Below are 11789 nucleotides of genomic sequence, written 5' to 3'. Positions count from 1 at the left end.
AGGCGCTCCTTCGAGCGCCTTTTTTGTCAGCCTTACAGCGTCACCCCGCTTTTAAAGATCGCCAGCTCGCGGAAGTCGTTGGTTTCATTACGCGCCGGACGCCCGTTGGCGATCTCGACAATCAGATCGATGAAGCGACTGAGCAACGTCTCCATCGCCACGCCGTGGATCAGGCTGCCGGCGTCAAAATCGATCCAGTGCGGTTTCTTCGCCGCCAGCTCGCTGTTGGTCGCCAGCTTCACCGTCGGCACAAAGCCGCCGTACGGCGTGCCGCGCCCGGTGCTGAACAGCACCATATGGCAGCCGGCGCCGGCCAGCGCGCTGGTCGCCACGGCGTCGTTGCCCGGCGCGCTGAGCAGATTCAGCCCCGGCACGCGCAGCCGCTCGCCGTATTTCAGCACGTCAACCACCTGGCTTAACCCCGCCTTTTGGGTGCAGCCGAGCGATTTCTCCTCCAGCGTGGTGATGCCGCCGGCCTTGTTGCCCGGCGACGGGTTCTCATAAATCGGCTGCTGATGGGCGATGAAATAGCGTTTGAAATCGTTGATCATGTCGACGGTTTTGTCGAAGGTCTCCCCATCGCGGCAGCGGCTCATCAGAATGCGCTCGGCGCCGAACATCTCCGGCACTTCGGTCAGCACCGTGGTGCCGCCGTTGGCGATCACATAATCGGAGAACCGCCCCAGCAGCGGGTTGGCGGTGATACCCGACAATCCGTCCGAACCGCCGCACTCCAGGCCGAACTTCAGCTCGCTCAGGCGGCCCGGCTCGCGGCGATCGTGGCGCATCTCCCGGTACAGCTCGTGCAACAGCGCCAGCCCGGCTTCCACTTCGTCGTCCTGCTGTTGGCACACCATAAAGCGCAGCCGTCGCTCGTCCTCTATCCCCAACGTGGCGCGAAAGGCATCCACCTGATTGTTCTCGCAACCCAGCCCGATCACCAGCACCGCGCCGGCGTTGGGATGGCGCGCCAGGTTCTGCAGCATGATGCGGGTGTTGGCATGATCCTGCCCCAGCTGCGAGCAGCCGAACGGGTGACTGAACAGATGCACGCCGTCGATCCCCTCTGCCTGCGTTTGCTGCAAAAAGCGTTGCTGGATCTGGCGAGCGATACCGTTGACGCAGCCGACGGTCGGCACGATCCACAGCTCATTGCGGATCCCCACTTCGCCGCCGGCCCGTCGGTACAACTGCACCTCGCGATCCGCGGCCTGCGGCGGCAACGTCGGGAACTGCGGTTGGTAACGGTAGCTGTCCAGATCGCTCAGGTTGGTTTTGGCGTTTTGCGAATGAATATGCTCCCCCGGCCCGATGGCCGCGAGCGCATGGCCGATCGGCTGGCCATATTTGATGATGTCCTCGTCCTTGGCGATCGGGCCGAGCGCAAATTTGTGCCCGCGCGCCACCGGCTGCGCCAGTTGGATGACCGCGCCTTCCAGCTCAACGCACTCTCCGGCAGCCAGATCGCGCAGCGCCACCGCCACGTTATCCTGCTCGTGAATCTTTATCGTACTTTGCATAAACCGGTCCCGGATAACGGCTACGCCAGTTCAATGGCGAAATAGTCTTTGGCGTTGTCGAAGCAGATGTTTTTCACCATTTCGCCCAGCAGCGCGATATCCGCCGGCGCTTCGCCGTCCGCCACCCAACGACCGATCATCTGGCAAAGAATGCGGCGGAAGTATTCATGGCGCGTGTACGACAGGAAGCTACGACTGTCGGTCAGCATGCCGACGAAGCGGCTCAGCAGCCCGAGCTGCGCCAGCTGCGTCATTTGGCGCTGCATGCCGTCCTTCTGATCGTTGAACCACCAGCCGGAACCGAACTGCATCTTGCCCGGCGTGCCTTCCCCCTGGAAATTGCCGATCATGGTGCCGATCACTTCGTTATCGCGCGGGTTGAGGCAGTAGAGAATGGTTTTCGGCAGGCCGCCCTGCCGCGCCTGGGCATCCAGCAGCCGCGACAGCGGCTCCGCCAGCGGCCGATCGTTGATCGAATCGAAACCGATATCCGGCCCGACGGCGGCCAGCATGCGGCTGTTGTTATTACGCAACGCGCCGATGTGATACTGCTGCACCCAGCCGCGGCGCCGGTACTCGCCGGCCAGGAACAGCAGCACCGCGCTTTTGAACTGGGCGCTCTGTTCCGGCGTCGGCAGCTCGCCGTTCAGGCGGCGCAGCAGGATCGCATCCAGCGCCGCTTCATCGGCCTCGCCGAACACCACCACGTCCAGCGCATGGTCGGCCACCTTGCAGCCGTGGGCGGCGAAGTGATCCATGCGCTTGTACAGGGCGTCGCACAGCGCGCTGAAGCGGCCGATGGCGGTATCCGCCGCCGCCTCCAGCTGCCGCAGATAGTCATTGAAGCCCGGTGCATCGACAGTGAAAGCCTTGTCCGGCCGCCAGCTCGGCAATACCTTGATATCGAAGCCACGATCGTCGGCGATCGCCCGATGATGGCGCAGATCGTCGATCGGATCGTCGGTGGTGCCCACCATTTTCACATTCATCTGCCGCATGATGCCGCGCGCGCGAAACTCATCCTGCGCCAGCAGCGCATTGCCGCGCTGCCAGATCTCATCCGCCGTGGCCGGCGACAGCAGCGTATCCGTGATGCCGAACGGCCGACGCAGCTCCAGATGCGTCCAGTGATAGAGCGGGTTGCCGATGGTATGCGGCACCGTGGCGGCCCAGGCGTCGAATTTCTCGCGATCGCCCGCATCGCCGGTACACAGCCGCTCCGCCACGCCGTTGGTGCGCATCGCCCGCCATTTATAGTGATCGCCCCGCAGCCAGATATCGTACAGGTTGCTGAAACGGGTGTTCTCCGCGATCTGCTGTGGCGGCAAATGGCAGTGATAATCGAAAATCGGCTGTGGCGCCGCATAGTCGTGATACAAGCGCCGGGCAAATTCGTTGTCCAGCAGGAAATCTTCGCTCAAAAACGTCGCCATCTCGGGCTCCTTACTTGCCGTGCGGCACGGGGTCGAATCACAAAAGTTATCACACCAATTTTCACAGGCGTCCAGCAAATTTTTCCCATGAGCTGCTGGTTTAAGGTCCTTTAATCCCTTTTTCGCTCAATTTTACGGCAAGCGTGCGGCGTAAACGCACTATTTCACCAGCGACAGTATCGCTCAGGCGAATAATTCCTTTTGTGATATCACTCAACTTTTAAACCTGTATGACAGGTTATTGTCTCGCCAGCCGCATCGACGGCCACACCTTCAAACGGGGAGACATTTCGGATGCGTAAAATTAAAGGGTTACGCTGGTACATGATCGGACTGGTGACCATCGGCACCGTGCTGGGCTACCTGACCCGCAACGCCATCGCCGTCGCGGCGCCGACGCTGGAAGATACGCTGCACATCACCACCCAACAGTATTCCTATATCGTCGCCGCCTATTCCGCCTGCTACACCGTGATGCAACCGGTGGCGGGCTACGTGCTGGACGTGCTGGGCACCAAGGTCGGCTACGCCATGTTCGCCATTCTGTGGGCGCTGTTCTGTATGGGCACCGCGCTGGCCAACAGCTGGGGCGGCCTGGCGCTGGCGCGCGGCGCGGTCGGCATGGCCGAGGCGGCCATGATCCCCGCCGGGCTGAAGGCCAGCAGCGAGTGGTTTCCGGCCAAAGAGCGTTCGATCGCCGTCGGTTATTTCAACGTGGGTTCATCGATCGGCGGCATGATCGCCCCACCGTTGGTGGTATGGGCCATCGTGGCGCACAGCTGGGAAATGGCGTTCATCATCACCGGCGTGCTGAGCCTGATCTGGGCCATTTGTTGGCTGCTGTTCTACAAACACCCGAAAGATCAGAAGAAACTGAGCCAGGAAGAGCGCCGTTACATCCTCGAAGGCCAGGAAGCCCAGCACCAGACCTCTAACGCCAAAAAGATGTCCGCCTGGCAGATCGTGCGCAACCGCCAGTTCTGGGGCATCGCGCTGCCGCGCTTTCTGGCGGAGCCGGCCTGGGGCACCTTCAACGCCTGGATCCCGCTGTTCATGTTCAAGGCCTACGGTTTTAACCTGAAAGAGATCGCCATGTTCGCCTGGATGCCGATGCTGTTCGCCGATCTCGGCTGCATCGTCGGCGGTTATCTGCCGCCGCTGTTCCAGAAGTATTTCAAGGTCAACCTGATCGTCTCACGCAAGCTGGTGGTGACGATGGGAGCGGTGTTGATGATCGGCCCCGGCATGATCGGCCTGTTCACCAGCCCTTACGCGGCTATCGCGCTGCTGTGCGTCGGCGGCTTCGCCCATCAGGCACTGTCCGGCGCGCTGATCACCCTCTCTTCCGACGTGTTCGGCCGCAATGAGGTGGCGACTGCCAACGGCCTCACCGGCATGGCGGCCTGGACAGCCAGCACGCTGTTCGCCCTGGTGGTCGGCGCCCTGGCGGACACCCTCGGCTTCAGCCCGCTGTTCGCCGCGCTGTCGGTCTTCGACATTCTCGGCGCCATCGTCATCTGGACGGTGCTGCAAAACCGTCCGGCCGCCGAAACCCAGCCGGCCACGCTGCAACCGGCCCCGGCGCGCAGCTGATCCCGCCGCCCGGCCGCCGCGCCGGGCCTCTTGCTCCTCTGGCAGCGGTGCCGAATAAGTGGTATAACAAATCCGATGGCCACGCGCCCCTTCCCACCGCACCGTATAGAGCATTCACTATGGAATTCACCGAAACCAGACGCCTGTATCAGCAACTGGCCGCCGAGCTTAAGCAACGCATCGAAAGCGGCCGCTACCCGGTGGGCGACAAGCTGCCGGCCGAGCGATACATCGCCGAAGAGATGAATGTCAGCCGCACCGTGGTGCGCGAAGCGATCATCATGCTGGAAGTGGAAGGCTATGTAGACGTGCGCAAGGGCTCCGGGATCCACGTGGTGTCCAACCAGCAAAAACACCTGGTGGTGCCGGGCGACAGCATCGAGTTCGCCACCGCCGGCCCGTTCGAGCTGCTGCAGGCGCGCCAGCTGATCGAAAGCAACATCGCCGAATTCGCCGCCACCCAGGTGACCAAGCAGGATATCGTGCAGTTGATGGAGATCCAGGAGCACGCCCGTAAAGAGGATCGCTTCCGCGACTCGCAGTGGGATCTGAAGTTCCACGTGCAGGTGGCGCTGGCCACCCAGAACACCGCCATGGCCACCATCGTGGAAAAAATGTGGGTGCAGCGGGTCAACAACCCTTACTGGAAAAAGCTGCACGAGCATATCGACGAACGCTCGATCGCCAGCTGGTGTGACGATCACGATCAGATCCTCAAGGCGCTGATGCGCAAAGACCCTTACGCCGCCAAACTGGCGATGTGGCAGCACCTGGAAAACACCAAACAGATGCTGTTCAACGCCACCAGCGATGACTTCGAATACAACGCCGATCGCTACCTGTTCGCCGAGAATCCGGTGGTGCATCTGGATGGCGTGAACCACGAGCCGAAATAGCCACGGCGGTCAAAAACCGTCGGCTTATGTCAGGTAATGTAAAATCCGCTGAATCGATGCCGGAACCGCCGTTTGCCGTGTACTATTTCACCGTCGGCAACGTAGATTTCCCTGTTGCCAATCGTGCTATTTTGGTAGAGTTAGCCCACTTTTTTACCCATTGCTGCGGGGGCGGGACGCGAATAAATGCGCTGGTTGTTTGCCATGCTGATTGCTCTTTTCTGCTGGACCGGTTCGGTCTCCGGCCAACAGCTATGCGTGGCGTCATCCAAGCCCACCCCCAACGCGCTGAGCAGCCTGCCGCCGCTGGCGGAGCCGGCGCTTTCCCCCTATGATCATGTGTATCGGGCGCCGGCCGAAGCGCGCCGCAAAGCCCCCGGCAAGTTGCCGCTGCTGCTGCCCAGAGCGTACTCTTTCCCCGGTTCGCTGCTCGCGTCCTCCCTGCCGGCGCCGGTCTATACCCTGGCCGCAGAGCCGGGCTACCGAATTCGTTTCCCCCGCCAGGACACCCCGGCCCCCAACCGGCTTGCCCAGGTCGACTGGATGCTGGACGCCTCCAGGCAACAAAGTCGGCAGGCCGGCTGGAAAGAAAGCAACATGCAGTACCGTGGCACGCTGACTTACCACCTATGACCGGTGTCGCATCGCTTAGAAACCTTAAAGCAACGCCGTTTCATCGTTATCAGCACTCAGGATCGCCGCGCGCTTTCAGCTCACGCCCGCTCCGCCGCTGAGATAAAAATAAACAATGACGTTTTAGGAACACCGGATGGACATCATTAAAGAACTGATACATGCCTTATGGCAGCAGGATTTTGAGACGCTGGCGAACCCTTCGTTGGTGTGGACCCTCTACATCCTGCTGTTCATGATCCTGTTTTTGGAGAACGGCCTGCTGCCGGCCGCTTTCCTGCCGGGTGACAGCCTGCTGATCCTGGTCGGCGTGCTGATCGCCAAAGGCACCATGGGCTTCCCATTGACCATCGTTATCCTGACCGTCGCCGCCAGCCTGGGGTGCTGGGTCAGTTATATACAAGGCCGGTGGCTCGGCAATACGCGAACGGTGCAAGGCTGGCTTTCGCATCTGCCGGCCCACTACCATCAGCGTGCACATAACCTGTTCCACCGTCACGGCCTTTCCGCCCTGCTGGTCGGCCGCTTCCTGGCCTTCGTGCGCACCCTGCTGCCGACCATCGCCGGCCTGTCCGGCCTGAGCAACGCACGCTTCCAGTTCTTCAACTGGATGAGCGGCCTGCTGTGGGTCTTGATCCTGACGACGCTGGGCTTCGCCCTGGGGAAAACTCCGGTGTTCCGCAAGTATGAAGATCAGCTGATGTTCTGCCTGATGATGCTGCCGCTGGTATTGCTGGTGGTCGGGCTGGTCGGCTCGCTGATCGTGTTGTGGCGCAAGAAGCGCGCCAACAGCCAGAATCCGGGGAAAGGGGCGTGACAGCAAAGCGCCCGCGCTGGCAATACGTCCTGATGATCGCGCTCGCCCTGCTGGCGTTGGCGACGCTGTTGGTGCCCTGCATGGTGCGCACCGAGAGCGAGCTGCGCATCCGCGCCAGCCAGCAAGGGCTGTCGCTGCCCGACGGCTTTTATGTCTACCAGCGCCTGGATGAACGCGGCATCCGCATCAAAAGCATTACGCCGGAAGGCGATGGCCTGGTCATCCGTCTGGATTCGCCGGAGCAGCAGTTGCTGGCGCGCGAAGCTTTGCAAACCATTCTGCCACCCGGTTACCACATCGCATTGAGCGAGTCCCCCGTGCCGTCGCATTGGGTGCGCGAATTTGCGCGCTCCCCGCTCAATCTGGGATAATCCCCCTTCATATGAAGGGGTTTCCTTTCATTGCCATAATCTTCATTTTCATTCGCATCGATTAGCTCAAGAATTAATCAGTCAGCACTGGGTCACGGCTGATTCTTTGGGGGCTCGCCGGTTTCATGACTATGCTGAAGGGTAACTTCAGCCGGCGATGAACGCCCTCCTCTCGCGCTGCCGCCTTCGGCAGCCAGGAAAGCGGATGCCTGTTCAGGCATCCCATGAACAAGGAACTGAAAGATGAAATTACGCCACTCCCTGTTACTGCTGTTGCCACTCTGCACGCTGCCGGCCCTCGCTTCGGCCGCAGAGGGCGGTTGCGCCGCCAAAGCGCAAAACATCCAACAGCAAATCGACTACGCCACCCAACACGGCAACACCCACCGCGTGGACGGGCTGAAAAAAGCGCTGAGCGAAGTGCAGACTCACTGCACCGAAGCCGGCCTGCAGGCCGAACGCCAGAAAAACATCGCAGAGAAACAGCGCAAGGTCGAAGAACGCCGGCAGGAGCTGAAAGAAACGCAGCAAACCGGCAAGCTGGACAAGGTCGCCAAGAAGCAGCAAAAGCTGGCGGAAGCGCAAGCTGAGTTGAAACGCGCCCAGGCGGAATAATTTTTTTACACCAGCGGATTTATCGATGAGAGCCCCATCACACGGGATTTCTTAAGCATATGGAATTGATGTCTGGTGTTATCTGCTGGCCATCACCCCTTTGCTCCGGCGAAAAAATCCGCTATGTTAAAAGTCTGTCGAAATAAACGTTAAGGAATAATCACATGGCACATGATTCAAATGCAGAAAACTTACGCGCTGAACTGAAGTCCTTAGCCGATACGCTGGAGGAAGTGCTGAACTCCTCCACCGACAAGCCGAAAGCCGAGCTGGAGAAGCTGCGTTCGAAGGCGGAAGGCGCGCTGAAAGAGACCCGCGCTCGCCTGAGCGACGCCGGTGACAAGCTGGCTTCGCAAACCAAACAGATCGCCGGCCAGGCCGACGACTATGTGCGCGACAACCCGTGGACCGGCATCGGTATCGGCGCGGCGGTCGGCGTGGTGCTGGGCGTGCTGCTCGCGCGTCGCTAATCATGGCTGAACAACCGCAAGTGCGCGCGCAGGGCCCCGCCAAAGGGGTTCTGGATATCGGTCAGCGCATCATCACGATCCTGGTCGGCATGGTGGAAACCCGTGTCCGGCTGGCGGTGGTCGAGCTGGAAGAGGAGAAAGCCAACCTCATTCAGCTGCTGATCATGGCCGGTATGACACTGCTGTTCACCGCCTTCGGTTTGATGAGCCTGCTGATCCTGATCTTCTGGGCCATCGATCCGGTCTACCGGCTGGTGGCGCTGGGCGCCACCACTGGCGTGCTGCTGTTTCTGGCCGTGGTCGGCACCATCTGGACGCTGGTCAAGGCCCGTCGCACCACGCTGCTGGGCGCCACGCGCAAGCAGTTGGAACTCGACCGCGCCGAACTGGAGCGCGAGCCATGAGCCGCCGCCGCTACCTGGAATGGAAAAAAGAGAGGCTGATTCGCCAGATCCAGCAACAGCGTCTGGATCTGGCCGAACACAAGTCTTTGTGGCTGGAAAAAACCGAACGCATTGACCGCGGCTGGCAGACCGTTTTTGGCCTGCGCCGCTATCTGGTACTCGGTTCCAGCGTTATGGCGCTGTACGGCATCCGCCACCCCAGCAAGATGATCCGCTGGTCGCGTCGCGCTTTCGGTGCCTGGAGCGCTATCCGACTGTTTAAAAAGACCTTCTCCGCCAAGTAAGCCCCGCGTTTTTCCTTCAAACATCCTGTTGCTCTGCCCTCGTTTTCCCCTTAAAACAGCGCTGTTTATCCCGAGGGCTGGGCAACCTGCTGACAAGCGTCAGTTTATTAGCACGCTAAAGATTCAGATTTTTTGAAAAATTACGACAGTTTTACTTGCTAACAACCTGAGCACTTCCCGCTTAACATTCACTCCATCAATACGATACGAGCCGGACAGGGCGAATGTCCTGATATACCGCTCGTTGACATGGCTTCCGCCGAACAGGCATACAAAAACACTTTGGAGTAGATGATGAAAAAATTAGAAGATACAGGTTTGTTGGTTGCTCGTATTCTGATGCCAATCCTGTTTATCGTGGCAGGCTACGGCAAAATGGGTGACGCTTATGCCGGAACCCAACAGTACATGCAATCGATGGGCGTGCCTGGCTTCTTGCTGCCGCTGACCATTCTGCTGGAGTTTGGCGGCGGTCTGGCGATCCTGTTCGGCTTCCTGACCCGCACCGTGGCGCTGTTCACTGCCGGTTTCACCATCCTGACCGCGCTGCTGTTCCACACTGACTTTGCGGAAGGCGTAAACCAGCTGATGTTCATGAAAAACCTGACCATCGCCGGCGGCTTCATCGTGTTGGCGATCGCAGGCCCGGGCGACTTCAGCATCGACCGTCTTCTGAACAAGAAATGGTAATCTAAACTGTCATTCAGGGCCCGGCATGCCGGGCCCTGTCGTTTTTCACTCGGACACCAAGGAGATTCCCATGGGACAACTCGTCGATGGCGTTTGGCAAGACATCTGGTATGACACGAAATCTACCGGCGGCCGTTTCAAACGTTCAACCGCTCAGTTTCGCAATTGGGTGACCGCCGACGGTCAGCCCGGCGAACACGGCGCGGGCGGCTTTCAGGCCGAAGCGGGCCGTTATCACCTGTATGTTTCTCTCGCCTGCCCCTGGGCGCACCGCACGCTGCTGATGCGCAAATTGAAAGGGCTGGAGCAGATTATTCCGGTCTCGGTGGTGCACCCGCTGATGCTGGAAAACGGCTGGACCTTCGGCCAGGATTTTCCTGAAACCACCGGCGATCCGCTGTATCACGCCGACTTCCTGTACCAGATCTACCTGCGGGCCGATCCGCACTACAGCGGGCGCGTGACCGTGCCGGTGCTGTGGGATAAACAGCGGCAAACCATCGTCAGCAACGAATCCGCCGACATCATCCGCATGTTCAACAGCGCGTTTGACGGCGTCGGCGCTCGGGCTGGGGACTACTACCCGACCGATCTGCGCGGTAAGATCGATGAGCTGAACGGCTGGATTTACGATCAAGTGAACAACGGCGTGTACAAGGCCGGTTTCGCCACCAGCCAGGAAGCCTATGACGAAGCGGTCAACGGGGTATTCAACGCGCTGGAGCGCCTTGAGCAGATCCTGGGGCAACATCGCTACCTGACCGGCGATCGGCTGACCGAGGCCGACCTGCGTCTGTGGACCACGCTGGTGCGTTTCGATCCGGTGTACGTCACCCACTTCAAGTGCGACAAACACCGCATCAGCGACTATCTGAACCTGTACGGTTTCCTGCGCGACATCTACCAGATGCCGGGCATCGCCGAAACGGTCAGCCTGCCGCACATTCGCAACCACTACTACCGCAGCCACGCCACCATCAACCCGCACGGCATCATTTCCATCGGGCCGGCGCAGGATCTGGACGAGCCGCACGGCCGCGACCAGCGCTTCGGCTAAGGCAAAAAAATCCCCTTGCCGCCCGGCAAGGGGATGTCATCCAACCGACGTTAGCGCTGCGCGAACAGGCGCGGAATTTCGCGCAGGAACCAGGCTTTCGCCTCCCCCATGCTGTCGCGCCGCCAGGCCATGATGATATCGGCTTCGCGGCTGTATTCCGGCCCCACCACGCGCAGCCGTCCGGCCTCGATATCTTTCTCCACCATCGGATACGGCATGGTCGCCACCCCCAACCCGGCCAGCAGCGCCAGGCGTTTGTCTTCAATGGTGCTCACCGTCAGGCGCTGTTGCTTGTCCAGCAGCTGTACGGTCAACACCGGGCGCTCGCGGGCGGTATCCGCCACCGCGATGCCGCGGTACTTCACGCGGGTCACCTCAGACAGCGGCTCCGGCTCCTGGTGGATAGGATGATCCGGCGCGGCAACATAAACGCTCATGACCTTGTACAGTTTGCGGGTGTTGATCTCCGACGACGCGCGAAAATGCATGTCCGGCGCGATCACAATGTCGGCGCGCCCCTGTTCCAGCCGCTCCCAGGCGCCCGCCAGCACTTCGGTGAAAATCGACACCTGGGTGTTGGCCTTCAGCGCCAGTTTGTCCACCAGCGGGAACAGCAGGCTCGGCGGCGACAGCGCTTCGCTGACGATGGTCAGGTGGGTTTCCCAACCGCGCGCCAGCGCCTCGGCGTCGGTGGTCAGCTTATCGGCCGCCTCCAGCAGCACCCGCCCGCGCTCCAGCAACATGCGCCCGACGTTGGTGAACTTGGTGCGGTGGCCCGAACGGTCGAACAGCACCACGTCCAATTCTTCTTCCAATTTTTGCATGGTGTAGCTGAGCGCCGACGGCACCCGGCCCAATTCGTCGGCGGCCGCGGCGAAACTGCCACGCCGGTCGATCGCGTCCATCACTCTCAGCGCCTCAAGCGTGAGCGCCCGATCTCTGGCCATCACATCCCTCTGTCAGGAAATTTGAATATGCCGACCAGATTAACTGGCTAACAATCCGA

At 60.5% G+C, this 11789-nt stretch carries 14 protein-coding genes; 11 read left to right on the top strand and 3 right to left on the bottom strand.

The window, feature by feature from the left end; genetic code table 11:
• Positions 1–32: 32 nt before the first annotated feature.
• Positions 33–1520: a UxaA family hydrolase gene (locus tag ACMGF7_RS10815; RefSeq protein ID WP_021505094.1), complete on the bottom strand. Its 1488-nt coding sequence runs from the start codon at positions 1518–1520 to the stop codon at positions 33–35.
• A 20-nt stretch (positions 1521–1540) separates the two neighbouring features.
• Entirely contained in the window at positions 1541–2953 is a 1413-nt protein-coding gene (uxaC, locus tag ACMGF7_RS10810) for a glucuronate isomerase (RefSeq protein ID WP_004937143.1), read from the bottom strand.
• A 294-nt stretch (positions 2954–3247) separates the two neighbouring features.
• Here uxaC and ACMGF7_RS10805 point away from each other — a divergent pair, with 294 nt between their 5' ends.
• The 11 genes from ACMGF7_RS10805 to ACMGF7_RS10755 all read left to right on the top strand — a co-directional run bounded on the left by ACMGF7_RS10805 (position 3248) and on the right by ACMGF7_RS10755 (position 10783).
• On the top strand, positions 3248–4546 hold the full coding sequence (locus ACMGF7_RS10805) for an MFS transporter (protein WP_015379157.1): 1299 nt from the start codon (positions 3248–3250) through the stop codon (positions 4544–4546).
• Between the two features lie 119 nt (positions 4547–4665).
• Positions 4666–5442, top strand: coding sequence for a transcriptional regulator ExuR (gene exuR / locus ACMGF7_RS10800; protein WP_004937137.1), 777 nt, complete (start codon positions 4666–4668; stop codon positions 5440–5442).
• A 186-nt stretch (positions 5443–5628) separates the two neighbouring features.
• Entirely contained in the window at positions 5629–6075 is a 447-nt protein-coding gene (locus ACMGF7_RS10795; protein WP_049241480.1) for a hypothetical protein, read from the top strand.
• Between the two features lie 136 nt (positions 6076–6211).
• A complete protein-coding gene (locus tag ACMGF7_RS10790) occupies positions 6212–6892 on the top strand; it encodes a DedA family protein (protein ID WP_004937132.1) in 681 nt (226 codons plus the stop codon).
• The gene (mzrA, locus tag ACMGF7_RS10785) at positions 6889–7263 is read left to right on the top strand and encodes an EnvZ/OmpR regulon moderator MzrA (RefSeq protein WP_004937130.1); all 375 of its coding nucleotides are present in this window, start codon (positions 6889–6891) and stop codon (positions 7261–7263) included. Before ACMGF7_RS10790 ends, mzrA begins: the two co-directional genes overlap by 4 nt.
• A 243-nt stretch (positions 7264–7506) precedes the next feature.
• Positions 7507–7878 (top strand): DUF1090 domain-containing protein, encoded by a 372-nt coding sequence (locus ACMGF7_RS10780; RefSeq protein ID WP_015379159.1) that lies wholly within the window; start codon positions 7507–7509, stop codon positions 7876–7878.
• Positions 7879–8042: 164 nt separating this feature from the next.
• Positions 8043–8348: a DUF883 family protein gene (locus ACMGF7_RS10775; protein ID WP_004937125.1), complete on the top strand. Its 306-nt coding sequence runs from the start codon at positions 8043–8045 to the stop codon at positions 8346–8348.
• Positions 8349–8350: 2 nt separating this feature from the next.
• On the top strand, positions 8351–8752 hold the full coding sequence (locus tag ACMGF7_RS10770; RefSeq protein WP_015379160.1) for a phage holin family protein: 402 nt from the start codon (positions 8351–8353) through the stop codon (positions 8750–8752).
• Complete coding sequence (locus ACMGF7_RS10765; RefSeq protein WP_004937121.1) at positions 8749–9036, top strand: YqjK-like family protein; 288 nt, start codon at positions 8749–8751, stop codon at positions 9034–9036. Before ACMGF7_RS10770 ends, ACMGF7_RS10765 begins: the two co-directional genes overlap by 4 nt.
• A gap of 294 nt (positions 9037–9330) precedes the next feature.
• Positions 9331–9726 carry a DoxX family protein gene (locus tag ACMGF7_RS10760; RefSeq protein ID WP_420286754.1) on the top strand — a complete coding sequence of 132 codons (396 nt, stop codon included), beginning with the start codon at positions 9331–9333 and terminating at the stop codon, positions 9724–9726.
• Positions 9727–9796: 70 nt separating this feature from the next.
• The gene (locus ACMGF7_RS10755) at positions 9797–10783 is read left to right on the top strand and encodes a glutathione S-transferase family protein (RefSeq protein WP_004937116.1); all 987 of its coding nucleotides are present in this window, start codon (positions 9797–9799) and stop codon (positions 10781–10783) included.
• 50 nt (positions 10784–10833) lie between these two features.
• On the opposite strand, the gene ACMGF7_RS10750 is transcribed toward ACMGF7_RS10755, so the two are convergent.
• Positions 10834–11730: a LysR family transcriptional regulator gene (locus ACMGF7_RS10750; RefSeq protein WP_004937113.1), complete on the bottom strand. Its 897-nt coding sequence runs from the start codon at positions 11728–11730 to the stop codon at positions 10834–10836.
• Positions 11731–11789 lie beyond the last annotated feature (59 nt).

It is taken from the genome of Serratia sp. BNK-17 (assembly GCF_048684935.1).
GTDB classification, from domain to species: Bacteria; Pseudomonadota; Gammaproteobacteria; order Enterobacterales; family Enterobacteriaceae; genus Serratia; species Serratia nematodiphila.
This window is presented reverse-complemented; position numbering and strand designations above follow the sequence as displayed.